Annotated in this window: 33 protein-coding genes; all 33 read left to right on the forward strand. The window is 49.4% G+C overall.

Annotated elements, in window-relative coordinates; all coding sequences use genetic code 11:
• Nucleotides 1–13: 13 nt before the first annotated feature.
• The 33 genes from rpoC to rpsD all read left to right on the forward strand — a co-directional run bounded on the left by rpoC (nucleotide 14) and on the right by rpsD (nucleotide 22303).
• Complete coding sequence (rpoC, locus tag OLX77_RS07180; protein WP_307632913.1) at nucleotides 14–4075, forward strand: DNA-directed RNA polymerase subunit beta'; 4062 nt, start codon at nucleotides 14–16, stop codon at nucleotides 4073–4075.
• Between the two features lie 124 nt (nucleotides 4076–4199).
• Nucleotides 4200–4571 carry a 30S ribosomal protein S12 gene (gene rpsL, locus OLX77_RS07185; protein WP_307632914.1) on the forward strand — a complete coding sequence of 124 codons (372 nt, stop codon included), beginning with the start codon at nucleotides 4200–4202 and terminating at the stop codon, nucleotides 4569–4571.
• Between the two features lie 35 nt (nucleotides 4572–4606).
• Nucleotides 4607–5080, forward strand: coding sequence for a 30S ribosomal protein S7 (rpsG, locus tag OLX77_RS07190; RefSeq protein ID WP_307632915.1), 474 nt, complete (start codon nucleotides 4607–4609; stop codon nucleotides 5078–5080).
• 118 nt (nucleotides 5081–5198) lie between these two features.
• Entirely contained in the window at nucleotides 5199–7283 is a 2085-nt protein-coding gene (fusA, locus tag OLX77_RS07195; RefSeq protein WP_307632916.1) for an elongation factor G, read from the forward strand.
• A 36-nt stretch (nucleotides 7284–7319) separates the two neighbouring features.
• The gene (gene tuf / locus OLX77_RS07200) at nucleotides 7320–8510 is read left to right on the forward strand and encodes an elongation factor Tu (protein ID WP_307632904.1); all 1191 of its coding nucleotides are present in this window, start codon (nucleotides 7320–7322) and stop codon (nucleotides 8508–8510) included.
• A gap of 15 nt (nucleotides 8511–8525) precedes the next feature.
• Entirely contained in the window at nucleotides 8526–8834 is a 309-nt protein-coding gene (gene rpsJ, locus OLX77_RS07205) for a 30S ribosomal protein S10 (protein WP_307634065.1), read from the forward strand.
• A 68-nt stretch (nucleotides 8835–8902) separates the two neighbouring features.
• Nucleotides 8903–9532 carry a 50S ribosomal protein L3 gene (gene rplC / locus OLX77_RS07210; protein ID WP_307632917.1) on the forward strand — a complete coding sequence of 210 codons (630 nt, stop codon included), beginning with the start codon at nucleotides 8903–8905 and terminating at the stop codon, nucleotides 9530–9532.
• Between the two features lie 42 nt (nucleotides 9533–9574).
• Nucleotides 9575–10198, forward strand: a complete 624-nt coding sequence (gene rplD / locus OLX77_RS07215) for a 50S ribosomal protein L4 (protein WP_307632918.1) — start codon at nucleotides 9575–9577, stop codon at nucleotides 10196–10198.
• On the forward strand, nucleotides 10195–10485 hold the full coding sequence (locus tag OLX77_RS07220) for a 50S ribosomal protein L23 (protein ID WP_307632919.1): 291 nt from the start codon (nucleotides 10195–10197) through the stop codon (nucleotides 10483–10485). Before rplD ends, OLX77_RS07220 begins: the two co-directional genes overlap by 4 nt.
• 67 nt (nucleotides 10486–10552) lie before the next feature.
• A complete protein-coding gene (gene rplB / locus OLX77_RS07225) occupies nucleotides 10553–11374 on the forward strand; it encodes a 50S ribosomal protein L2 (RefSeq protein WP_307632920.1) in 822 nt (273 codons plus the stop codon).
• 15 nt (nucleotides 11375–11389) lie between these two features.
• Complete coding sequence (gene rpsS, locus OLX77_RS07230; RefSeq protein ID WP_307632921.1) at nucleotides 11390–11665, forward strand: 30S ribosomal protein S19; 276 nt, start codon at nucleotides 11390–11392, stop codon at nucleotides 11663–11665.
• Nucleotides 11666–11714: 49 nt separating this feature from the next.
• Nucleotides 11715–12047, forward strand: a complete 333-nt coding sequence (gene rplV, locus OLX77_RS07235; RefSeq protein WP_307632922.1) for a 50S ribosomal protein L22 — start codon at nucleotides 11715–11717, stop codon at nucleotides 12045–12047.
• 69 nt (nucleotides 12048–12116) lie between these two features.
• Nucleotides 12117–12764: a 30S ribosomal protein S3 gene (gene rpsC / locus OLX77_RS07240; RefSeq protein WP_307632923.1), complete on the forward strand. Its 648-nt coding sequence runs from the start codon at nucleotides 12117–12119 to the stop codon at nucleotides 12762–12764.
• Between the two features lie 54 nt (nucleotides 12765–12818).
• A complete protein-coding gene (rplP, locus tag OLX77_RS07245; RefSeq protein WP_307632924.1) occupies nucleotides 12819–13235 on the forward strand; it encodes a 50S ribosomal protein L16 in 417 nt (138 codons plus the stop codon).
• Nucleotides 13232–13420 (forward strand): 50S ribosomal protein L29, encoded by a 189-nt coding sequence (gene rpmC, locus OLX77_RS07250; protein ID WP_307632925.1) that lies wholly within the window; start codon nucleotides 13232–13234, stop codon nucleotides 13418–13420. The genes rplP and rpmC overlap by 4 nt, the downstream gene beginning before the upstream one ends.
• An 82-nt stretch (nucleotides 13421–13502) precedes the next feature.
• The gene (rpsQ, locus tag OLX77_RS07255; protein ID WP_307632926.1) at nucleotides 13503–13763 is read left to right on the forward strand and encodes a 30S ribosomal protein S17; all 261 of its coding nucleotides are present in this window, start codon (nucleotides 13503–13505) and stop codon (nucleotides 13761–13763) included.
• A 73-nt stretch (nucleotides 13764–13836) separates the two neighbouring features.
• Nucleotides 13837–14205 (forward strand): 50S ribosomal protein L14, encoded by a 369-nt coding sequence (rplN, locus tag OLX77_RS07260; protein WP_307632927.1) that lies wholly within the window; start codon nucleotides 13837–13839, stop codon nucleotides 14203–14205.
• Nucleotides 14206–14280: 75 nt separating this feature from the next.
• On the forward strand, nucleotides 14281–14613 hold the full coding sequence (gene rplX / locus OLX77_RS07265; protein WP_307632928.1) for a 50S ribosomal protein L24: 333 nt from the start codon (nucleotides 14281–14283) through the stop codon (nucleotides 14611–14613).
• Nucleotides 14614–14641: 28 nt separating this feature from the next.
• On the forward strand, nucleotides 14642–15181 hold the full coding sequence (rplE, locus tag OLX77_RS07270) for a 50S ribosomal protein L5 (protein WP_307632929.1): 540 nt from the start codon (nucleotides 14642–14644) through the stop codon (nucleotides 15179–15181).
• A gap of 21 nt (nucleotides 15182–15202) precedes the next feature.
• Nucleotides 15203–15388 carry a type Z 30S ribosomal protein S14 gene (locus OLX77_RS07275; RefSeq protein ID WP_307632930.1) on the forward strand — a complete coding sequence of 62 codons (186 nt, stop codon included), beginning with the start codon at nucleotides 15203–15205 and terminating at the stop codon, nucleotides 15386–15388.
• A 70-nt stretch (nucleotides 15389–15458) separates the two neighbouring features.
• Nucleotides 15459–15857, forward strand: a complete 399-nt coding sequence (gene rpsH / locus OLX77_RS07280; protein ID WP_371877467.1) for a 30S ribosomal protein S8 — start codon at nucleotides 15459–15461, stop codon at nucleotides 15855–15857.
• Nucleotides 15858–15911: 54 nt separating this feature from the next.
• Nucleotides 15912–16454 carry a 50S ribosomal protein L6 gene (gene rplF / locus OLX77_RS07285; protein WP_307632932.1) on the forward strand — a complete coding sequence of 181 codons (543 nt, stop codon included), beginning with the start codon at nucleotides 15912–15914 and terminating at the stop codon, nucleotides 16452–16454.
• Between the two features lie 57 nt (nucleotides 16455–16511).
• Nucleotides 16512–16877, forward strand: a complete 366-nt coding sequence (gene rplR / locus OLX77_RS07290) for a 50S ribosomal protein L18 (RefSeq protein WP_307632933.1) — start codon at nucleotides 16512–16514, stop codon at nucleotides 16875–16877.
• 63 nt (nucleotides 16878–16940) lie between these two features.
• Nucleotides 16941–17450, forward strand: a complete 510-nt coding sequence (rpsE, locus tag OLX77_RS07295; protein WP_371877468.1) for a 30S ribosomal protein S5 — start codon at nucleotides 16941–16943, stop codon at nucleotides 17448–17450.
• Nucleotides 17451–17558: 108 nt separating this feature from the next.
• Nucleotides 17559–17738: a 50S ribosomal protein L30 gene (rpmD, locus tag OLX77_RS07300; protein ID WP_307632934.1), complete on the forward strand. Its 180-nt coding sequence runs from the start codon at nucleotides 17559–17561 to the stop codon at nucleotides 17736–17738.
• Between the two features lie 3 nt (nucleotides 17739–17741).
• Nucleotides 17742–18182 carry a 50S ribosomal protein L15 gene (rplO, locus tag OLX77_RS07305; RefSeq protein ID WP_307632935.1) on the forward strand — a complete coding sequence of 147 codons (441 nt, stop codon included), beginning with the start codon at nucleotides 17742–17744 and terminating at the stop codon, nucleotides 18180–18182.
• 4 nt (nucleotides 18183–18186) lie between these two features.
• The gene (secY, locus tag OLX77_RS07310) at nucleotides 18187–19494 is read left to right on the forward strand and encodes a preprotein translocase subunit SecY (RefSeq protein WP_307632936.1); all 1308 of its coding nucleotides are present in this window, start codon (nucleotides 18187–18189) and stop codon (nucleotides 19492–19494) included.
• A gap of 21 nt (nucleotides 19495–19515) precedes the next feature.
• Nucleotides 19516–20274, forward strand: a complete 759-nt coding sequence (gene map / locus OLX77_RS07315) for a type I methionyl aminopeptidase (protein ID WP_307632937.1) — start codon at nucleotides 19516–19518, stop codon at nucleotides 20272–20274.
• Nucleotides 20275–20392: 118 nt separating this feature from the next.
• Nucleotides 20393–20617, forward strand: coding sequence for a translation initiation factor IF-1 (gene infA / locus OLX77_RS07320; RefSeq protein WP_307632938.1), 225 nt, complete (start codon nucleotides 20393–20395; stop codon nucleotides 20615–20617).
• Between the two features lie 34 nt (nucleotides 20618–20651).
• Entirely contained in the window at nucleotides 20652–20765 is a 114-nt protein-coding gene (rpmJ, locus tag OLX77_RS07325) for a 50S ribosomal protein L36 (RefSeq protein WP_307632939.1), read from the forward strand.
• A gap of 37 nt (nucleotides 20766–20802) precedes the next feature.
• Nucleotides 20803–21171 (forward strand): 30S ribosomal protein S13, encoded by a 369-nt coding sequence (rpsM, locus tag OLX77_RS07330; protein ID WP_307632940.1) that lies wholly within the window; start codon nucleotides 20803–20805, stop codon nucleotides 21169–21171.
• A 39-nt stretch (nucleotides 21172–21210) separates the two neighbouring features.
• Nucleotides 21211–21603 (forward strand): 30S ribosomal protein S11, encoded by a 393-nt coding sequence (gene rpsK / locus OLX77_RS07335; protein ID WP_307632941.1) that lies wholly within the window; start codon nucleotides 21211–21213, stop codon nucleotides 21601–21603.
• A gap of 70 nt (nucleotides 21604–21673) precedes the next feature.
• The gene (rpsD, locus tag OLX77_RS07340; protein WP_307632942.1) at nucleotides 21674–22303 is read left to right on the forward strand and encodes a 30S ribosomal protein S4; all 630 of its coding nucleotides are present in this window, start codon (nucleotides 21674–21676) and stop codon (nucleotides 22301–22303) included.
• Nucleotides 22304–22323: the final 20 nt, after the last annotated feature.

Below are 22323 nucleotides of genomic sequence, written 5' to 3' on the forward strand. Positions count from 1 at the left end.
TAAGGGTGCTGCCGTGGAAGAACTTTTCAGCTTTTTTTCCAATCCGAAAGGACCGTTAAAATTCAATGCCGTGCGAATCTCCTTGGCCTCGCCGGAAAAAATTCGCGACTGGTCTCATGGTGAGGTGAAAAAACCGGAGACCATTAATTATCGGACTTTTAAGCCGGAGCGCGAAGGACTGTTTTGCGCCAAGATCTTCGGGCCGGTCAAAGATTACGAATGCAATTGCGGCAAATACAAGCGCATGAAGCACCGCGGCGTGGTCTGTGAAAAGTGCGGGGTTGAGGTTATCCAGTCCAAGGTCCGGCGGGAAAGGTTGGGGCATATCGAGTTGGCCGCGCCTGTCGCCCATATTTGGTTTCTCAAGAGTTTGCCGAGTAAAATCGGCAATATCCTCGATATGACCCTGAAGGAGCTGGAAAAGGTACTCTATTTTGATTCCTATGTGATTACTGCCTCCGATGAGCCCTCTTTGCCAGTCAGCTCTCTGCTGACCGAAGAAGCCTATCGTCAGGCCAGGGAAGATTTTCCCGGTAAGTTTAGCGTTGGCATTGGCGCGGCGGCCATCCAGGAGATGATGCAGAAGCTCGAGCTAGAGCCCTTATCCAAGGTGCTGCGCCAGGAGATGCGGGAAACCGGTTCCGAGGCCAAGCGCAAAAAATTGGCCAAGCGGTTGAATGTGGTCGAGGCTTTTCATGAGTCCGGCAACAAGCCCGATTGGATGATCCTCGATGTTATCCCGGTGCTGCCTCCTGACTTGCGTCCCCTCGTGCCTCTGGAAGGCGGACGTTTTGCCACTTCTGATCTCAACGACCTGTATCGTCGGGTAATCAACCGGAATAACCGCCTGAAGCGGTTGCTGGAACTCGATGCCCCGGAGATTATCATCCGTAATGAAAAGCGGATGCTGCAGGAGGCCGTGGACGTACTGTTTGATAATGGTCGGCGTGGTAAGGTGATCACCGGGCCCAACAAGCGGCCGCTGAAATCGCTTTCCGATATGCTCAAGGGCAAACAGGGACGGTTTCGTCAGAATCTCCTCGGCAAACGGGTGGATTATTCCGGTCGTACCGTCATCGTGGTTGGTCCGCATCTTCGGTTGCATCAGTGTGGCCTGCCGAAGAAGATGGCCTTGGAGCTCTTCAAGCCCTTTATCTACAACAAGCTGGAGATGCTTGGCTATGTGACGACCATCAAAAGCGCGCGCAAGATGGTGGAGAAAGGGACCAAGGAGGTCTGGGACGTCCTCGACGATGTGGTCAAGGAATATCCCATCATGCTCAACCGGGCACCCACCCTGCATCGTCTCGGTATGCAGGCCTTTGAGCCGGTACTGATCGAGGGCAAGGCCATTCAGTTGCATCCCCTGGTCTGTGCTGCGTTCAACGCAGACTTTGACGGGGATCAGATGGCCGTGCATGTGCCTCTTACGGTTGAGGCGCAGGTGGAAGCCCGGGTTTTGATGATGTCCACCAATAATATCCTTTCTCCGGCGCACGGTGAGCCGGTTATCATTCCTTCCCAGGATATCGTTCTCGGTCTCTACTATATGAGTCGCGATCGTCATTTCGCCGCGGGTGAAGGCAAGGTTTTCAGCTCTCCGGCCGAGGTTCGCATGGCCTATGATCATGGTGCCGTGCATCTGCAGGCCAAGATCAAGGTTCGGCGGCAGGGTGAATTGGTGGATACCACGGTGGGTCGTGTTCTCCTTGGGGAACTGCTTCCGGAAAATGTCCCTTTCAGCCACGTCAATCAGGTGATGGGGAAAAAACAGCTGGCCAAGCTCATTGATCATACCTATCGCTACGCCGGCACCAAGGCTACGGTTATTCTGGCCGATCGTCTCAAGGATATGGGGTATGAATTCTCTACCAGAGCATCCATCTCCATCTGCATCAACGACATGATGATTCCAGAGACCAAGGAGGTCCAGGTAGCAAAAGCCGAAAATTCGGTGATGGAGGTTGAGCAGCAATACCGGGACGGCTTGATCACCGATGGTGAGAAGTACAACAAGATCGTTGATATCTGGTCGCGCGCCACCGATGAAGTGGCCAATGATATGATGCAGGAAATGAGTGTCCAGTACCTGCGGGACAAGAGCAACAAGATGTTTGAGTCCCCCAGTTTCAACTCCATTTATATCATGGCCGATTCCGGTGCCCGCGGCAGCCGTGACCAGATCCGGCAGCTTGCAGGTATGCGTGGTTTGATGGCCAAGCCATCCGGTGCGATCATCGAGACCCCGATCAAGGCAAACTTCCGGGAAGGTCTGAACGTTCTGGAATATTTTATTTCCACCCACGGTGCGCGGAAAGGCTTGGCGGATACCGCGCTTAAAACGGCAAACTCCGGTTATCTGACCAGACGGTTGGTGGATGTGGCCCAGGATGCAACCATCATCGAGAAGGATTGTGAAACCCTGGACGGGATTTTGATGGAAGCCCTGCTCGAAGGCGGGGAGGTGATCCAGCGCGTGGGCGATCGTATCTTGGGGCGTGTCGCCCTGGAAGATGTGATCGATCCGTTTAACGGCGAGATTATTGTCGAGGCCAACGAAGAAATTACCGAAGACAAGGTCAAGCAAATCGAGCAGGCCGGTATTGACCGGGTGATGATCCGTTCCGTGCTTACCTGTCAGGCTCGGCGCGGTGTCTGCAGTTCGTGCTATGGGCGTGATCTTGGCCGCGGGCACATGGTCAACATGGGCGAGGCGGTCGGTATTATCGCCGCGCAATCCATCGGCGAGCCCGGCACCCAGCTCACCATGCGGACCTTCCATATCGGTGGTACCGCAAGCAGGAGCGTGGAACAGGCCGAGGTCCGATGCCAGCACGGCGGGACCGTGCAGTTCCAGAACATGCATTATGTGCAGAACATTGCCGGGACCATGATTGTCATGAACCGGAATGCGGCTGTCTCCATCATTGGTGCCCAGGGTCGGGAACGGGAACGCTATCAGATCAACTATGGCGCGCAAATCTTTGTCAAGGAGGGGTCGGACATTGAACCGGATACCCTGATTGCCAATTGGGACCCATATACCATCCCCATCGTCAGCGAGATCGGCGGCGTGGTCAAATTTGGTGACATCCTCGAGGGTGTCACCATGCAGGAGCGTGTTGACCCGGTTACCGGGAAATCAAGCCATGTTATTGTTCCTTCCCGCTCAGGGCAGCATAACCCCCGTATTACCCTGAAGGATGAAACCGGCAAAACGGCAAAGTTGCCCAAAACCGGTTCTCCCGCCCGATATTCCCTGCCGGTTGGTGCCTTGATTTCGGTTGGGGAAGATACCGTCATTGAGCCGGGAACCGTGCTGGGCAAGATTCCACGGGAAACCACGAAAACAAAGGATATCACCGGCGGTCTTCCCCGAATTGCCGAACTCTTTGAGGTTCGTAAGCCCAAGGAGTATGCGGTCATTACCGAGATTGATGGGCAGGTAAGCCTTGGTAAGGATCTTAAGGGCAAGAAGCGGGTTATTATTACCCCGGAGGTGGGCGAGGCCAAGGAATATCTTATCCCCAAAGGCAAGCATGTCAGCGTGCACGAGGGCGATTATGTTAAGGCCGGTGAGGCCTTGATGGATGGCTCTCCAGATCCCAATGACATCCTCCGCGTTATGGGTGTCAAGGAGCTGGCCAAGTTCCTGGTGAACGAGATCCAGGAGGTGTATCGTCTCCAGGGTGTAAAGATCAACGACAAGCACATCGAGGTTATCGTTCGCCAGATGCTGCGTCGGGTTCAGATCACCGGGGTGGGTGATTCCACCTTTATGTTGGGCGAGCATGTCGAGTGGTGGCGGTTTAAGGAGGAGAATGAAAAGCTTCTCCAGGAAGATGGCCGGCCGGCAACGGCGGAACCGTTGCTCCTTGGCGTGACAAAAGCCTCCCTCAGCACCGACAGCTTCATTTCCGCGGCCTCTTTCCAGGAAACCACCAAGGTCTTGACCAATGCGGCCATGGCCGGAAAGATCGATACTTTAAGGGGCCTGAAAGAGAACGTGATCATGGGACGATTGGTCCCTGCGGGAACAGGCTTTGCTGACTATACGGGTGGAGTGGACAAATAATATATATTTGCCTTGACAAGCATTCGCCCTTCGAGTAAATATGCCGTTTTCCTATGCCGCGCAGTGGAGTTTGGCAAGAGGAAGATGCTACTAATTAATATCAGTACTATGGGAGTCGATTTCAATGCCAACCATTAATCAGCTGGTGCGGCACGGACGGAAAGTAAAGATCAGCAAAACCAATACGCCTGCGTTGAAGGGTTCTCCGCAGAAACGTGGTGTTTGCGTCCGTGTATATACCACTACCCCCAAGAAGCCAAACTCAGCCTTGAGAAAGGTTGCCAGGGTGCGGCTGACCAACGGGATCGAGGTTACCTCGTATATCCCAGGTATTGGCCATAACCTTCAGGAGCATTCCGTTGTCCTGATTCGCGGTGGCAGGGTGAAGGATCTTCCCGGTGTCCGTTACCATATCATTCGTGGTACCTTGGATACCCTTGGTGTTGCTAACCGTAAGCAGGGTCGTTCCAAGTACGGAGCCAAGCGCCCGAAATAAGCGGTTTGCCTACTGTGTGAGAAGGAGTTTTAGAGATGCCTAGAAAAAGACTTGTTGCAAGACGCCCGATCGAACCGGATCCGCGTTTTAATAGTGTGCTCGTTTCCAAGTTTGTTAACGGGCTGATGGAGTGTGGCAAGAAGAGTATAGCTCGGGGCATTTTTTACGGCGCCATGGATATGATCGAGAGCCGTATCACCGAGGCCGATCCGATCGTGGTCTTTGAAAAAGCCTTGGAGAAAGTGCGCCCCCGGCTTGAGGTGAAATCTCGGCGGGTGGGTGGTGCTACCTATCAGGTGCCGGTTGAGGTTCGTCCTGAAAGAAGAAATGCCCTGGCTATTCGCTGGTTGGTTGCCTTTGCTCAGAAAAGACCTGGGAAAACCATGGCTGATAAGCTGGCCGGAGAACTTGCTGATGCCTACAATAACCGTGGCGCGGCAGTGAAAAAACGCGAAGATACGCACCGTATGGCCGATGCCAACAAGGCATTTGCCCATTACCGCTGGTAATTATTGGGCTCTTGGTTTTCCTTGGTTGACAAAACCGCGGGGAGGGGGTATTAACACCAATCCTTGTCGGGCGGGTTGGTTTTTCCAGCCTGTAAAATAAGTGTCCAGGGGAAGGCAAGTGGTTGTGAAAGATTCGCTGCGGTACCTGCGCAATATAGGCATTATGGCCCATATTGATGCCGGGAAGACAACAACGACAGAGCGCATTCTCTATTATACGGGGCGTTCTCACCGGATGGGCGAGGTTCATGATGGCAATGCTGTCATGGACTGGATGGAGCAGGAGCAGGAACGCGGTATTACCATTACCTCCGCGGCCACAACCTGTCAGTGGAAAGACCACACCATCAATATAATTGATACACCGGGGCATGTTGATTTCACTGTTGAAGTGGAACGGTGCCTTAGGGTTTTGGACGGCGCCATCGCAATTTTTTGTGCGGTGGGAGGGGTTGAGCCCCAGTCTGAAACAGTTTGGCGTCAGGCGGATCATTATAAGATCCCCCGGATTGCCTACATAAATAAGATGGACCGGCTCGGGGCTAATTTTTACCGCTGCGTCGAGATGCTTGAAGAGAGGCTGGGAGCAAATCCTTTACCTCTGCAGCTTCCGGTTGGAAAGGAAGAGACATTTAGGGGTATCATTGATCTCGTCGAAGAGAAAATGATGCGCTTTGATGAAGATACAAAGGGATCCAGGGTTGAGTACGAGCCTGTCCCCGAAGAGTTCAAACAAGAGTCTACGGCCGCAAGAATGGCCCTTATCGAGAAGTTGGCCGACTTCGATGATTGGGTCATGGAAAAATTTCTGAATGAGCAACCTGTATCGGTTGATGATATCAACCGGGCAATCAGGACTGCAACTCTGAATCTTGATGTCGTGCCCGTTTTGTGTGGGAGCTCCTTTAAGAATAAAGGGGTTCAGCCATTGCTGGACGCAGTAATTGCATATCTGCCTTCGCCTGTCGATGTTCCGTCGGTACAGGGGGTTAATGCAGATGGTGTGATGGAAACGAGAAGGGCCAGTGAAGATGAGAATCTTTCCGCCCTTGTTTTTAAGCTGACGTCCGATCCTTTTGTGGATATTTTGGCGTATGTGCGTGTCTATTCCGGCGTTATGAAGGTCGGGGATAGGGTGTACAACCCAGGAAAGAAAAAAAAGGAAAAGATCGGCCGAATTGTCAAGATGCATGCCAATAAGCGGGAAGAGGTTGGCGAGCTGAAGGCAGGGGAAATCGGGGCTGTGGTTGGGCTACGTTTTTCCATCACTGGGGATTCGCTTTGTGAGTCGGGAGATACATTTACTCTCGACACCATGGATTTTCCCGAGCCGGTTATAAGTGTTGCGATCGAGCCCAAAGGCAAGGCCGACGAAGAAAAGTTGAAGGAGAGCCTGGCAAAGATTGCCTTGGAAGATCCCTCCTTTTCTGTGACCATCGATCCTGATTCCGGTCAGACGCTTATTTCAGGGATGGGTGAGCTTCATCTTGAAATTATTGTCGACCGACTTATTCGAGAGTTTAAGGTCGGAGCAAATATTGGTAAGCCGCAGGTTGCGTATAAAGAAAGCGTAACCAGCCTAGGGAAGGCAGAAGGGAAGTTCGAGCATCCGACGACTGCTGGCAAAAGTCAGTATGGCCATGTTTGGTTGCAGATAGAACCCCTTGAACGCGGTGAAGGTTTTCAATTCGAAAGTTGTATTGCCGATGATGTTATTCCTCCGGCAATTGTTCCGGCCATCGAAAGAGCAGTGCACGATAGCCTCGATGCCGGGACCTTGATCGGCTTTCCGATAGTTGATTTGAAAGTTAGTTTGGTTGACGGCTCTTATCGCGATGATGATTCAACCGAACAGGCCTTTGGGGTTGCCGCAGCCATGGCATTTCGGAAGGCCGTTTCGGAAGCCTCTCCGGTTTTGCTGGAGCCTGTTATGGATGTAGAGATAACTCTGCCTGAGTCGTATCTCGGGGAGGTCATTTCCGACCTGACGGCCAAGCGGGCAAAGATTCTTGGGATGGAGAACCGGATTGGCGGCCTTCAGGCGGTTAAAGCCCAGGTGCCTCTGGCTGAGATGTTTGGTTATTCAACGGTGTTACGTTCCGCCACTCAGGGGCGAGCAAATTTTACCATGCAATTTGCCGCATATGACAGGGTGCCGGATCATATGAGTGCAAAGATAATTAAGCGGATTCGAGGTCTTTAACTCGAACGAGACGCAAGCAAATAAAGAGGAAAGGACATGGCAAAAGAGAAATTTGAACGCAAGAAACCGCATGTAAATATTGGCACGATCGGCCACATCGATCATGGCAAGACCACTTTGACCGCGGCCATCACCCGAGTTCTGTCACTTAAGGGTTTCGCCAAGGCGACCGCTTTTGATCAGATCGATAAGGCTCCGGAAGAGAAAGAGCGTGGTATTACTATTGCGACCGCCCATGTAGAATACGAGTCCAACCTGCGTCATTATGCCCATGTGGACTGCCCCGGTCATGCTGACTACATTAAGAACATGATCACCGGTGCGGCGCAGATGGACGGCGCTATCCTGGTTGTTGCTGCAACGGACGGCCCCATGCCCCAGACCCGTGAGCACATCCTGCTTGCTCGTCAGGTTGGTGTTCCCTCCATGGTCGTCTTCATGAACAAGTGCGACATGGTTGACGATCCAGAACTCATTGAGTTGGTTGACATGGAGCTGCGTGAGCTTCTTACCAAGTACGGTTTTCCCGGCGACGACACCCCGATCATCCAGGGCAGTGCCTTGAAGGCCCTTGAGAATCCGGAAGACGAGGCTGCATCCAAGTGCATCTGGGACCTGATGGACGCATGCGACAGCTTTATTCCCGAGCCTGCCCGTGCCCTTGATAAGCCCTTTCTGATGCCGGTGGAAGATGTTTTCTCCATCTCCGGTCGTGGTACCGTTGCCACCGGTCGTATTGAACGCGGCAAGGTAAAGGTCGGGGAAGAGATCGAGGTTGTTGGTATCCGCGATACGGCCAAGACCACGGTTACCGGGGTCGAGATGTTCCGTAAGCTTCTCGATGAGGGTATGGCCGGCGATAACGTTGGCGTCCTGCTGCGCGGCTTGAAGCGTGAGGATATCGAGCGCGGCCAGGTCCTGGCCAAACCGGGTTCCATCACCCCGCATACGAAATTCATGGCTGAAGCCTATATCCTTTCCAAGGATGAAGGTGGTCGTCATACCCCGTTTTTTAACGGATATCGTCCTCAGTTTTACTTCCGGACCACGGACGTGACCGGAGTTGTCAAGCTGCAAGAGGGCGTTGAGATGGTAATGCCTGGTGACAACGTGACCATTGAAGGCACCTTGATTACCCCGATCGCCATGGAAGATGGGTTGCGCTTCGCGATTCGTGAAGGCGGCCGTACCGTGGGCGCCGGTGTTATCAATAAAATTATCGAATAAGGTGGAGTGAGCATGATTCAGACACAGAAAATACGCATCAGGCTTAAGGGTTACGACCATAAGCTTATCGATCAATCCACTTCAGAGATTGTTGATACGGCAAAGCGTACTGGTGCAACTGTAGCTGGCCCGATCCCTCTGCCAACCACCATTAACAAGTTTTGTGTGTTGCGTTCTCCGCATGTGGACAAGAAGTCCCGTGAGCAGTTTGAGATGCGTACCCACAGACGGTTGCTGGACATACTTGAGCCAACGCAGCAGACCATTGATGCGCTTATGAAGCTCGAGCTTTCCGCCGGGGTTGATGTGGAAATCAAGCTTTAAGATTATGAAACGGTTGTGCCGGTTAACGGTACAGTTGATGTCAGAGAAGAAAAAGACAGGTAGGAACAATGCCTAAAAAATTAGGATTACTGGGTAAGAAGATTGGTATGACCCGTATCTATTCCGAAGATGGCTCTGCCGTCGCGGTAACGGTCATTGAAACTGGACCCTGCGTGGTGCTTCAGAAAAAATCCGTTGCCGATGAAGGGTATGATGCCATTCAGGTTGGTTTTGGCTCCAAGAAAGAATCCCGCTTGAATAAGCCGGACGCTGGACATGTCAAAACTGCGGGAAAAGGCGGCTTTTATCACATCAAAGAGTTTCGGGTTGCGGATGCCAGCCAGTTTGAAGTGGGTCAGGAAATAGTAGTCTCGGATCTCTTTAAGGTCGGCGACATCATTGATGTGAGCGGTGCTGTCAAGGGTCGTGGTTTTCAGGGTGTTATAAAAAGACATGGCTTTAAAGGCGGCCCGGGTGGTCATGGCTCCATGTTTCATCGTGCTCCGGGTTCCATTGGCTGCAGTGCATGGCCGAGCCGGGTTATCAAAGGCAAGAAGATGCCTGGGCATATGGGCACCAATTTGATCACCAAGAAAAATGTGACCATTATGGATATCCGGCCTGAGCAAAATGTGCTTGTCGTCAAAGGCGGCGTGCCTGGTGCAAAACAGGGTTTGTTGCATATTTATACAAAATAATGAGTCTTAGTTGCCTTAAGATTTATTTTGGGGGTGCCGGAAATGGCAGTTACTGAAATATTCAATGTAGATAATGTGAAAGTGGGTGATCTTGAGTTGAACGACAATCTCTTTGCCGTTCCTGTCAACCCCCATATTATTCATGAAATTGTGAGAATGCAGCGTGCGGCTCGCCGGGCTGGTACCGCCTGCACAAAAACCAGGACCGAGGTCCGCGGCGGTGGCAAGAAGCCTTGGAAGCAGAAAGGAACTGGCCGGGCTCGTGCCGGCACTCGGACCTCTCCTCTCTGGCGTGGTGGTGGTGTTGTTTTTGGACCCAAGCCCCGTGATTATTCCTTCAAGTTGCCCAAGAAGGTGAAAAAGCTCGGTCTGCGTATGGCCTTGAGTTCACGCTTTGAGGATAAGCTTGTCCTGGTGCTTGATAATTTTAAAATTGAAGAAATCAAGACCAAGAAGTTCATCGGGGTTATGAATACCCTGAAGATCGAGAATGCATTGATCGTGATTCCTGAGCGCGATGACCATCTTGAGCGTTCGTCTCGCAATGTCCAGGGATTTAAGGTTATTCCGACGGCAGGGCTGAATGTCTATGATATTTTGCTCCATAAGCATATTATCTTACTGCAGCCTTGTATTGGCCAGCTGGAAGAGAGGTTATTGTCATGAAAGATATGTTCAGCATTATCAAGAAACCTTGCTTGACAGAAAAGGCTCTTGGCTTGCAGGAGATCAACAATCAGGTTGTTGTTAAGGTTGATCCCCGAGCCAATAAAATTGAGATCAAGGATGCTGTTGAGAAACTCTTCAGTGTCAAGGTTCTCAAGGTGCGGACTGCAAATATGCACGGCAAGATGAAACGTGTGGGCAAGAGTTTCGGGCAGCAGTCTGACTGGAAGAAGGCCATTGTTACTCTTGCCGAAGGGAATAAGATCGATTTCCTTGAGAAGATTTAAGGGAAGTCTCGTCGGTAAGAGTTATAATTTTTGTTACGAATACGTTTAAATATTATCGGGGTTTGAAATGGCATTAAAGACCTATAAACCTACATCACCGGGCAGAAGATCACTTGTTACAGTTGTCAATCCCGAGTTGTCAAAGGATAAACCGCAGAAATCGTTGATTCGTCCTCTTAGTAAAACCGGGGGGCGGAATAACAATGGTCGCATTACATCCAGGCATATTGGTGGGGGTCATAAGCGTAAATATCGTTTGATCGATTTCAAGCGGGACAAAGTGGATATCCCTGCAAAGGTTGCAGCCATTGAATACGATCCGAATCGTTCGGCTAATTTGGCTCTGCTGAACTATGTCGATGGTGAAAAGTGTTATATCCTTTCTCCGCTTGGCATCAAGATTGGTGATACGGTTGTTGCTGGTGAGGCTGTTGATATCAAGCCTGGTAATTGTTTGCCCATGGGCAACATGCCTTTGGGCAGCATTATCCACAACCTTGAGATGAAAATCGGCAAGGGTGCGCAGCTTGTGAGAAGCGCTGGTGTCTCCGCGCAGCTTATGGCTAAAGAGGGTGAGTATGTCACGGTAAAATTACCCTCCGGCGAGGTCCGCAAATTTCATCGTAAATGCCGGGCCTGTATCGGCCAGGTTGGAAATAACGAGCATGAAAGCCAGAAGCTTGGCAAAGCTGGCCGCAGTCGCTGGAAAGGAAACCGGCCCAAGGTTCGTGGTGTTGCCATGAACCCGATTGATCATCCAATGGGTGGTGGTGAGGGTAAAAGCTCCGGCGGTCGCCATCCTTGTACCCCGTGGGGTGTTCCCACCAAGGGCTATAAAACACGTGGCAAGAAGTCATCCGACAAATTTATTGTTAAGAAAAGATCATAATTAGGGGGTATACAAGTGGGACGTTCAGTTAAAAAAGGTCCATTTGTAGATGACCATTTGATGTCAAAGGTCATGAAGGCCAAAGACGAGGGCTCCAGAAAGGTTATTCAGACCTGGTCCCGTCGTTCTGATGTAATTCCGGACATGGTTGGACTTACCTTTGCTGTGCATAATGGCAAAAAGTTCATCCCGGTTTTCGTGACCGAAAATATGGTAGGGCACAAGCTCGGGGAATTTTCTCCGACCCGTACCTATCATGGTCACGCAGCGGACAGGAAGAAAAAGAAATAAAAGCTGCTAAGCCGGACACGGTCTTCAGGTAAAGAAAGGAGTTCATTCGATGGAAGCAAAAGCGCTTGCTCGTTATATAAGGATTTCGCCGCAAAAAGCCAGACTGGTTGCTGATTTGGTGCGCGGAAAAAGTGTAGATCACGCCATAAACGCACTACGGTTCTTGCCGAAAAAAGGCGCCCGTTTGCTGAAAAAGGTTATTGAATCTGCGGTTGCCAATGCCAGTCAGAATGAGAGTATCGATGTCGATACCTTGTATGTAAAGTCTATCTTTATAGATGGCGGTCCCATGCTGAAGAGAATTATGCCGCGGGCTCAAGGTCGGGCAAACAGAATTCTTAAAAGAACGAGCCATATCACTGTTGTTTTGGACGAGCAATAACTGAATACGGAAGCACGAAGGTATTCGTTTGTACTTTGATTTGCATTTCAATGAGAATGGAGGAAGGTTTTGGGCCAGAAAGTTAATCCGATAGGTTTACGACTGAATATTATACGTACCTGGGACTCCATCTGGTACGCCGACAGGGATTATGCCAAAAAATTTCTAGAGGATCAGAGCCTGAGGAAGTTCCTCAAAAAGCGGCTCTATCATGCTGGCATTTCCAAAATTCAGATAGCCCGAACCGGCGATAAACTCCGGATTAAGCTGCATACTGCCAGGCCTGGCATTGTTATTGGCAAAAAAGGGACAGAGATCGAAGTCCTGAAGGCTGAAATTGATAAGTTGACCGGCAAGGAGTGCGTGCTTGATATTCAGGAAGTACGTCGTCCTGAGGCGGATGCGCAACTGGTGGCCGAAAATATCGCTTTGCAACTTGAAAGACGTGTTGCCTTCCGTCGCGCCATGAAGAAGTCAGTAAATATGGCCTTGAAGTTCGGCGCCAAAGGTGTTAAGATCGCGTGTTCAGGCCGGTTGGGCGGGGCAGAGATTGCTCGTCAGGAGTGGGTGCGTGAGGGGCGTGTTCCTTTGCATACTCTTCGTGCTGATGTGGATTATGGTATTGCAGAGGCGAATACTACCTATGGCAAAATCGGCGTAAAGGTCTGGATCTTCAAAGGTGAAGTTCTGAGCGCTGCCGACAAGATTGCCGAATAACTCGTCGTCGAGTAAAACGGCTTTAAATAAGTCAGTCACAGATAGGATATACAGATGTTAAGTCCAAAAAAAGTAAAACATAGAAAGATGTTTAAGGGCCGCCTGACTGGTGCAGCATACCGCGGGTCTGGATTCTCTTTCGGTGAATATGCCCTTAAGGCTGTCGGCTGTGGCAAGATGACCGCCCAGCAGATTGAGGCGGCTCGTATTGCAATCAACAGAAAGATTAAAAGAACCGGCCAGCTCTGGATCCGTGTTTTCCCGGATAAGCCTATTACCAAGAAGCCGGCGGAAACTCGGATGGGTAAAGGTAAGGGGAATCCAGAGTATTGGGTTGCCCAGGTAAAGCCGGGGCGTATTCTCTACGAATTGGCCGGGGTTGATGATGATTTGGCCCGTGAGGCTTTGCAATTGGCCGCCAATAAGCTGCCATTCCCGACTAAAGTGATTTATGTGGGGGACACGTTATGAAAATGAAGGATATACGCGAGCTTGGGAAAGATGAGCTTGTTGCCAAGGTACGGGATTTGTCTGAAGAGCATTTCAAATTGAAATTTCAGCATGGCATCCGTCCTTTGGAAAATACGGCAAAATTGCGGCAATTGCGCAAAGAGATTGCCCGGATGCAAACCGCTCTTACTGCGCATACTGCCTAAAGTAACTGCTGGTTTCTGACCAAGATACTCGCTTTTCCGAGCGCTTGCGTCAATCGATAACGATATTTTGTAGGATACTTTCATGGTTGATGAAAAATCGAATAAGAAGACAAGGGTTGGTTTTGTTGTCAGCACCAAGATGGACAAGAGTGCTATCGTGCAGACCGAGCGCCTTGTTCCCCATAAACTCTATGGGAAGTTCATGCGTCAGCATAATAAATGCATGGTCCATGACCCGGAAAACAGCTGCAGCGTCGGCGATAGGGTTTTAATTGAAGAGTGCCGTCCGCTGAGCAAGAATAAACGGTGGCGGATTATGGAAGTCATCGAGAAAGCCGTTTAATTGCGGTTTTTGATAACTAAGTCCCAGGCTGATTGTTTGGGTACTTCTAAAGTGTTTTGCGGTTGGTGAAGAGATGATACAAACAGAAACCGTACTTAATGTTGCAGATAATTCAGGCGCCAAGAAGGTCCTTTGTATAAGAGTCTTGGGTGGAACTAGGCGTCGATATGCCTCTGTTGGTGACTTGATTGTTGTCACCGTTAAAGAGGCGATCCCGAACGCAAAAGTAAAGAAGGGTGATGTTCTCCGGGCCGTTGTAGTCAGGACGGTCAAAGAGATTCGTCGCACGGATGATACGATCGTTCGTTTTGATGATAATTCAGCCGTGTTGCTCGCAAATTCAGGGGAACCGATCGGCACCCGTATTTTTGGCCCGGTCGCTCGTGAGTTGCGGCCTAAGGGATATATGAAAATTATTTCACTTGCCCCTGAAGTTCTGTAATTACGGTTGAAACCAGAGCTTGATATTTAAAGAGAGTTCCCGTCTGCATTGTTGGACGGTTGAGAGGCTGAAGGCATGAGAACAAAAACACATCTGAAAATCAATGATCAGGTTGAGGTGATCGCCGGCAAGGACAAAGGTCGTGTCGGCAAGGTCATCAAGGTTAATGCCACCGATGGCAAAGCCATTGTTGAAAAGATCAACATGATAAAGCGGCACACGAAGCCCAGTCAAACGAACCAGCAAGGCGGAATCATTGAGAAGGAAGCGGCTCTTGATGCTTCTAATCTGATGGTGATTTGTCCGAAATGTTCTAAGACTTCACGTGTAGGCAAAAAAATACTGGAAGATGGATCCAAGGTTCGTGTTTGCAAGAAATGCAACGAATCTTTAGAGGCGAAAGCCTAATAGATCCTGATTTTTTTTGGAGGCAAGGATGGCTGGGGTAAAAGAGATATATCAGGGTGAGTGTGTTCCGCAGCTCATGAAGGAATTCGGCTACCAGAACATTATGCGTGTGCCGAAGATCACTAAGATCGTGCTGAATATGGGCTTGGGTGAAGCTGTACAGAACCCCAAGATCATTGACACTGCGGTTCAGGAACTGACCTTGATTGCTGGACAGAAGGCTGTTGTTACCAAGGCGAAAAAATCTATTGCCGGCTTTAAGCTGCGTGCAGGAGTGCCCATTGGTTGCAGGGTGACACTCCGCGGTGATCGGATGTATGATTTTTTTGCCAAACTGGTCCATATTGCCTTGCCGCGAGTTCGGGATTTTCGAGGTTTATCCACGAAGGCTTTTGATGGACGTGGCAATTATGCCATGGGCATCAAGGAACATATTATTTTCCCTGAAATTGACTACGACAAAATTGACAAGATCAAGGGACTCAATATTGCGATTACTACGACCGCCGAAACAGATGATGAGGGTCGGTTTCTTTTGAAAGCAATGGGAATGCCCTTCAGGAAATAGCACAGGGTAAGGAGGAAGAAGTTGGCTAAAAAGTCTTTGATAGCAAAGTGCAAGCGGACCCCGAAGTTTGCGGTACGGGCTTATAACCGTTGCGGTTTATGTGGTAGATCAAAAGCCGTTTATCGGAAATTCGGTGTTTGTCGTATCTGTTTTCGTTCTTTGGCTAATCGTGGTGAAATCACCGGTGTTACCAAGTCAAGTTGGTAACAGTGTTGGTTGTGATCACCTTAGATATGTTAACTGTTTGTTTTAAAAATCATCATAGGGAGCAAGGACTATGTCCATGACTGACCCCCTGGCTGATATGCTGACCAGGATAAGAAATGCCGGTATGGTCAAGTTCGAGACTGTTGAAATGCCGCTTTCGAAAGTGAAAACCGGCGTTGCAGCGATCCTGAAAAAGGAAGGCTTCATCAATGACTATCAGGTCCTTGATACCGACACCCAAGGTGTTTTGCGTATTGAGATGAGATACGACCAGAATAACGATCGTATTATCACCAACCTGAAGCGTGTCAGTAAGCCTGGTCGCCGCGTTTACGTGAAGCATGACCAGATTCCCAAGGTAATGAGTGGCCTTGGTATCGCGATTATTTCGACTTCCAAAGGTATATTTACGGATAAAGAAGCTCGGGCCATGAAAATTGGCGGAGAGCTGCTCTGTGAAGTTTGGTAAATCGAAGTTGTAATTGCTAACTATTGAGTATTTCGTAACAAGTGGAGAGTCGCCATGTCTAGGATTGGCAATCAACCTATCCCTGTTCCTAAAGGGGTTAAGCTTGATATAAATGGATCGTTTGTTAAGGTCGTCGGGCCCAAAGGTACTCTGGAGCGGAATATCCGCCCTGAGATCGGTTTGCAGGCTGAAGGCGACACCTTTATTGTTGTTCGGAAGGATAACAGTAAAAGAACCAGGGCCTTCTCTGGCCTCACCCGTACCTTGGTCAACAATATGATCGTTGGTGTGGAGAAGGGTTTCCAGAAAAAACTATCTATCGAGGGTGTTGGCTACCGGGCTGAGGTGAAAGGTTCATTCTTGAATCTGAGCGTTGGTTATTCAAACCCGGTTGAGTTTGCCCTGCCGAAAGGTGTTTCCGCTGAGGTCGACAAGGCAAACAATGTCACCTTGGATTGTATTGATAAAGAGTTGCTTGGTGAAACTGCCGCCAAAATACGCGCTGTGCGTCCTCCCGAGCCCTATAAGGGGAAAGGGATTCGTTACGCAGATGAATATATAGCCCGTAAGGCTGGCAAGTCTGCTTCTAAGAAGTAGAGATGACGCGTAAACTTTTCGCGGCTTGCAAGAGATAAATATTTATAAGGCAAAACAATGGGTAAGATAAATCCGAAAGAGAGTGCTCGTGAAAAGCGGGTGAAACGGATCAGGAAAAACATTTCCGGAACTCCTGAGAGACCTCGTTTGCGTGTTTTTAAAAGCGCTAAACATATCTATTGTCAGATAATTGATGATGTTGCCGGAAACACCCTGGCGGCCATGTCCACTGTTGATAAAGGGATGATCGCCGCCGACATTAAGGGTAAGTCTGAAAAGGCGCGGCAGGTTGGCTTGAAAATAGCCGAACTTGCTAAAGGCAAAGGTATTGAAAAGGTGGTTTTCGACCGAGGCGGTTATATCTATCATGGCCGGGTCAAGGCACTCTCCGAAGGTGCTCGTGAAGGCGGTCTTGATTTCTAATGTGTTGTCCGCGAAAAAATTTTTGTCCCTGTAAAAAATTCCAAAGCGATTTGGGGGTGAACCTTGGCTGATTTTAATAAGAACATAAGTGGCGATGACCAGTTTATTGAAAAGATCGTTCATATCAACAGGACTGCGAAAGTAGTCAAGGGTGGACGTCGTTTCAGTTTCAGCGCCATTGTTGTTGTTGGTGATGGAAAAGGAAAAGTTGGTTGCGGCCTTGGTAAAGCGAATCAGGTTCCCGATGCAATCAGGAAGGGTGTTGATCAGGCGCGTAAAGACATGAAGCGTGTTTCCATAACTGACCTGAGCATTCCGCACGAGGTTTTTGGGAAATTTGGGGCTGGGAATGTAATGTTGAAGCCTGCCGTTGAAGGAACCGGTCTTATTGCCGGCGGTGCTGTTCGTGCCGTGCTTGAAGCCGCCGGGGTTCATAATATCCTGACCAAGTGTATCGGCTCACACAACCCTCATAATCTGGTGAAAGCGACCATGGACGGTTTGCGTAGGCTGCGCACCCCGCAGCAGATCGCTCTGAGTCGTGGCAAATCCGTTGAGGAAATTACTGCCTGAACAGTTTGTCCCCCGATTGCGGAGATGCTTGTCAGTCGGGGTCTGGTCCAGGTTTGAAATGTGTGCTGAAAACAGCATGACATCAATGAAGAGTGAATAGGTATTGATATGGCAAATCAGCTCAAAGTTACCCTGAAGAAAAGCAAGATCGGGAGCACTGAAAAAATACGTGCTACGTTGATCGGCCTGGGGCTGACCAAGATAAATAAAACGGTTATTCGGCAGGACACCCCTGAAATTCGCGGGATGATAAAAAAAGTCGAACATCTGGTTGAGGTGGAGGATTAATTTATGTTGACGTTAAGCAATTTGTCGCCGCAGCCAGGTTCGAGAAAACCGAGAAAGAGAATTGGTCGTGGTCTTGGATCCGGCCATGGCAAGACCGCGACCCGTGGTCATAAGGGACATAAAGCCAGATCCGGTGGCGGCATCAAGATAGGGTTTGAAGGCGGCCAGATGCCTCTTCAGCGCCGTTTGCCCAAGCGTGGCTTTACCAATATATTTAAGAAAGTATATGCCATAATTAACCTTCAGGATCTCGAGCGTTTTGCCCCGGATACCAGGGTTGACCGCGAGGCCTTGATCGCAGCCGGGCTGGTTTCCAAGAGTGATACTCTTGTGAAAATCCTCGGCAACGGCGAGTTGCAACATGCCCTTACTGTTTCTGTCGATAAGGTGAGTGGTTCTGCGCGTCAGAAGATCGAAGCAGTTGGCGGCAAGATTGAGGAATAACTAGATGCGCGCTGGGGTCCAGAATGCTGCAAATATTCCGGAGTTAAGACGCCGGATTGTTTTCACACTTATTATGCTTGCCGTTTACAGAGCCGGGGTCCAGATCCCAACCCCGGGAATAAACGGTGAGGCGCTGAATCAATTTTTTCAAAAAAGTGCTGGCTCCCTTTTTGACATGTTTAATATGTTTTCCGGCGGTGCTTTGGAAAATTTTTCCATCTTTGCCCTGGGGATCATGCCATACATCAGTGCCTCGATCATATTTCAATTACTGACCGTGGTTATTCCCCAGCTTGAAGCCCTTTCTAAAGAGGGCGAGGCTGGTCGCCGCAAGATTACCCAGTACACCCGTTACGCCACGGTGGTCTTGAGTTTGGTGCAAGGCTTGTTTATAAGTATTGGGCTGGAAAGCATGACCGCCCCTGGAACCGGGGAGATGGTCGTTATTGCCACTGGCTGGCATTTTCGTCTCATGACCATGTTGACCCTGACCTCAGGAACCGCTTTTATCATGTGGCTGGGCGAACAGATGACCGAGCGCGGTATCGGTAACGGTATTTCGCTGATCATCTTTGCCGGAATCGTGGCAAGAATGCCAGCGGCCTTGGTGAACACGTTTAAGATGGCCAGTGCGGGTGAAATTGCCTACATTATGTTGCCGATTATCTTGGTCATGATTGGGGCAGTTATTGCTTTTGTTATATTTTTTGAAACGGCGCAGCGGCGAATTCCCATTCAGTATGCGAAACGGATGGTTGGTCGCCAGATGTACGGTGGACAGCAATCGCATCTTCCGCTGAAAATTAATATGTCCGGTGTTATTCCACCGATTTTTGCTTCTTCAATCATGATGTTTCCTGCCACCATCGGTCAGTTTATTCAGGTCGACTGGGTGCAGAAAATGAGCGCAGCCCTCAGTTGGGGGAGTTTGCCGCACACCGTGCTCTTTATTGGTTTTATTGTCTTTTTCTGCTTTTTTTATACAGCGGTAACCTTTAACCCGGTTGACGTAGCGGAAAATTTGAAAAAGCATGGTGGGTTTGTGCCTGGGATCAGACCGGGAAAGAAAACCTCTGATTTTATCGACAAGATTGTGGTGCGGATTACAGTAATTGGCGCTTGTTATATCAGCGTTATCTGTGTACTGCCGACTATTTTGATCAATAAGCTTCATGTTCCATTTTATTTCGGCGGCACCGCACTGCTGATTGTTGTTGGCGTGGCAATTGATACAATTGCGCAGATCGAGTCCCATACGGTTATGCGCAACTATGATGGTTTTATGAAGTCAGGTGGCTTTAAGTCACGGTGATAGCGTTTTTGTGGTAGGAACATGGCAATTATACTGAAGTCGCCTCGAGAAATAGAGCTTCTGCGGGAGGCGAATCAGATTGTTGCCAGGACCTTGGCCCTGCTTACCGAGAAGTTAGAGGTTGGTTGCAGCACTTTTTTTCTGGATACATTGGCAGAAAAATATTGTCGTGAATGCGGCGCCGAACCTGCCTTTAAAGGATATCGAGGCTTTCCGGGCAGTCTGTGCGTTTCCATTAATGAACAGGTGGTGCACGGGATTCCATCCAAGAAGGTTATTGTCAAGGATGGGGATATAGTCAGCATTGATTTTGGCGTTAAATATAAAGGATACTACGGCGATGCCGCGGTTAGCCTTCCCGTCGGAAAAGTAGCTTCCGAGCGTCTTACTTTGCTTGAGGTAACGCGAGCTGCTCTGTACAAAGGAATTGCCCAGGCAATCCCAGGGAACCGAATAAACGATATATCGCAAGCCGTGCAGGAACATGTTGAAGAGCACGGGTTTTCCGTGGTTCGTCAGTTTGTCGGGCATGGCATCGGCAGCCAGCTCCATGAGGCTCCGGAAATACCCAATTATGCCCGGGCTGAACGGACACCCAAGCTTTTGCCGGGCATGGTCCTTGCCATCGAGCCCATGGTGAATCTTGGCACGCATGCGGTTGATGTGTTGCGTGATGGTTGGACGGTGGTAACAAGGGACAGGAAAATTTCGGCGCATTTCGAGCATTCCATCGCTGTAACCGAGGGTGCGCCGCTGATTCTCAGTGAGCTGTCGGTATAGCTTTTTTTGTCTTTATGAAAAAAAATAAGGCAAAAATAAATAAATAAGGTAATATCCTCTGCTTTCTATCTGTCGGAATGTTGTCAGAGAGAAATGCTATGTGGGAAATAAGGGGTTTATGTCCAAGGAAGAAGCTATTCAGGTTGAAGGGACCATCGTTGAGCCATTGCCCAACGCGATGTTTCGGGTAGAGCTTGATAATGGTCATCGGATATTAGCCCATATTTCCGGAAAGATGAGGATGCATTTTATTAAGATTCTCCCGGGAGATCGTGTCACTGTTGAGTTATCTCCTTATGATCTCACACGGGGAAGAGTGACATTCAGGGCAAAGAAGAAGTAGCGTTTTCTTTGCCGCATAACAAAAGGGTTGCGTAATGAAAGTAAGATCTTCTGTGAAGAAAATTTGTAGTGACTGCCGGGTGTTCAAACGTAAAGGCGTCTTGCGTGTCTCATGTAAGATAAAAAAGCACAAACAGCGGCAGGGATGATTTTTTCATATATTTTGACCAACAAGGGAGGCATGCCTTGGCACGTTTAGCTGGTGTTGATTTACCAAGAAATAAACATATGGTGATTGCTTTAACCTATATCCATGGGATTGGCAGAACTTCTGCTGGTAAAATTCTGGATATGGTTGGCTTGCCCCATACAACGAACAGTGATGATTTGTCTGAAAGTGATGTGACCAACATCAGAAAAATCATGGATGATCAGTTTGTTGTTGAAGGCGATCGTCGTCGTGAAGTGGCCATGGATGTGAAGCGGCTGACAGATGCGGGATGCTATCGCGGTATCCGTCACCGTAAGGGCCTTCCATGTCGGGGGCAGCGCACCAAGACCAATGCCAGGACGAGGAAAGGGCCGAGGCGGTCAGCGATTAAAAGTAAAAAGTAGAGATTAAATAATCATTCTGGATTGTTTATAGGAGTCATAATGGCTAGTCCGAAAGCGAGTCGTCCGAAGCGCAAGGAAAAGAAAAATGTACCCGAGGGAATATGTTTTATTCACTCAACCTTTAACAATACCCTTGTGACGTTTGCGGACAGGCAGGGAAATGTTATTTCTTGGTCCAGTGCCGGTTGTTTGGGGTTTAAGGGCTCACGGAAAAGCACCCCTTTTGCTGCGCAGAACACAGTTGATGCCGCGGCGAAAAAAGCCCAGGAACATGGCATGCGTAAGGTTGAGGTTAGGGTTAATGGCCCTGGACCGGGACGTGAATCTGCCATTCGGGCTCTCCAGACAAATGGATTTGATGTGAGCGTTATCCGTGATGTGACCCCAGTGCCGCATAATGGCTGTAAGCCACCCAAGAGACGAAGGGTGTAGTAGAGCAGTTTGGGTTGCAGGGCGTTTGATAATTAAAGTATGATTTTGTGAGATTGAGTGGAGGTCCAAATTGGCCAGATATACAGGCGCGGAATGCCGGCAGTGTCGGCGTGAAAAACTCAAGTTGTTTTTGAAGGGCGACAGATGCTATTCAGACAAGTGTGCCTTTGAAAGGCGTTCTTTTGCTCCTGGTCAGCATGGACAGGCTCGGGTGCGCAAGGTTTCTGACTATGCCATTCAGCTGCGGGAAAAACAAAAGGTTCGTCGGATCTATGGCATGTTGGAAGGTCAATTCCGGAAATATTTTGAGATTGCCGAGCGCATCAAGGGTGTTACCGGCGAAAATCTCCTGATGCTTCTGGAGAGTCGGCTCGATAACGTGATCTACCGTCTTGGTTATGCAAATTCCAGGAATCAGGGTCGCCAATTGGTACGGCATGATCATATTGAGGTAAACGGCAGGAAAGTAAATATCCCTTCCTTCCGGGTTTCCATTAATGACGTCATTACCTTGAAAGAAAAAAGCCGCAAGGTTGCCGCCATCAATGAGAGCCTCGAAGCCGTTGTGCGTCGGGGTGTGCCAAGCTGGTTGGAGCTTGATAAAGATAACTACAAGGGAACTGTAAAGGCATTACCGAGCCGGCAGGAAATTACCATGCCGATTCAGGAGCAGTTGATTGTAGAGCTTTACTCCAAATAATTAGCCAACCGTGGAGCAAT

The organism is Thiovibrio frasassiensis, assembly GCF_029607905.1.
Taxonomy (GTDB): Bacteria; Desulfobacterota; Desulfobulbia; order Desulfobulbales; family Desulfurivibrionaceae; genus Thiovibrio; species Thiovibrio frasassiensis.

Coding starts and splice junctions, on each gene's coding strand:
- rpsL (WP_307632914.1), top strand. CDS start 4,200: ATGCCAACCATTAATCAGCTGGTGCGGCACGGACGGAAAGTAAAGATC.
- rpsG (WP_307632915.1), top strand. CDS start 4,607: ATGCCTAGAAAAAGACTTGTTGCAAGACGCCCGATCGAACCGGATCCG.
- tuf (WP_307632904.1), top strand. CDS start 7,320: ATGGCAAAAGAGAAATTTGAACGCAAGAAACCGCATGTAAATATTGGC.
- rplC (WP_307632917.1), top strand. CDS start 8,903: ATGCCTAAAAAATTAGGATTACTGGGTAAGAAGATTGGTATGACCCGT.
- rplD (WP_307632918.1), top strand. CDS start 9,575: ATGGCAGTTACTGAAATATTCAATGTAGATAATGTGAAAGTGGGTGAT.
- OLX77_RS07220 (WP_307632919.1), top strand. CDS start 10,195: ATGAAAGATATGTTCAGCATTATCAAGAAACCTTGCTTGACAGAAAAG.
- rplB (WP_307632920.1), top strand. CDS start 10,553: ATGGCATTAAAGACCTATAAACCTACATCACCGGGCAGAAGATCACTT.
- rplV (WP_307632922.1), top strand. CDS start 11,715: ATGGAAGCAAAAGCGCTTGCTCGTTATATAAGGATTTCGCCGCAAAAA.
- rplP (WP_307632924.1), top strand. CDS start 12,819: ATGTTAAGTCCAAAAAAAGTAAAACATAGAAAGATGTTTAAGGGCCGC.
- rpmC (WP_307632925.1), top strand. CDS start 13,232: ATGAAAATGAAGGATATACGCGAGCTTGGGAAAGATGAGCTTGTTGCC.
- rpsQ (WP_307632926.1), top strand. CDS start 13,503: ATGGTTGATGAAAAATCGAATAAGAAGACAAGGGTTGGTTTTGTTGTC.
- rplN (WP_307632927.1), top strand. CDS start 13,837: ATGATACAAACAGAAACCGTACTTAATGTTGCAGATAATTCAGGCGCC.
- rplX (WP_307632928.1), top strand. CDS start 14,281: ATGAGAACAAAAACACATCTGAAAATCAATGATCAGGTTGAGGTGATC.
- rplE (WP_307632929.1), top strand. CDS start 14,642: ATGGCTGGGGTAAAAGAGATATATCAGGGTGAGTGTGTTCCGCAGCTC.
- rpsH (WP_371877467.1), top strand. CDS start 15,459: ATGTCCATGACTGACCCCCTGGCTGATATGCTGACCAGGATAAGAAAT.
- rplF (WP_307632932.1), top strand. CDS start 15,912: ATGTCTAGGATTGGCAATCAACCTATCCCTGTTCCTAAAGGGGTTAAG.
- rplR (WP_307632933.1), top strand. CDS start 16,512: ATGGGTAAGATAAATCCGAAAGAGAGTGCTCGTGAAAAGCGGGTGAAA.
- rpmD (WP_307632934.1), top strand. CDS start 17,559: ATGGCAAATCAGCTCAAAGTTACCCTGAAGAAAAGCAAGATCGGGAGC.
- rplO (WP_307632935.1), top strand. CDS start 17,742: ATGTTGACGTTAAGCAATTTGTCGCCGCAGCCAGGTTCGAGAAAACCG.
- secY (WP_307632936.1), top strand. CDS start 18,187: ATGCGCGCTGGGGTCCAGAATGCTGCAAATATTCCGGAGTTAAGACGC.
- map (WP_307632937.1), top strand. CDS start 19,516: ATGGCAATTATACTGAAGTCGCCTCGAGAAATAGAGCTTCTGCGGGAG.
- infA (WP_307632938.1), top strand. CDS start 20,393: ATGTCCAAGGAAGAAGCTATTCAGGTTGAAGGGACCATCGTTGAGCCA.
- rpmJ (WP_307632939.1), top strand. CDS start 20,652: ATGAAAGTAAGATCTTCTGTGAAGAAAATTTGTAGTGACTGCCGGGTG.
- rpsK (WP_307632941.1), top strand. CDS start 21,211: ATGGCTAGTCCGAAAGCGAGTCGTCCGAAGCGCAAGGAAAAGAAAAAT.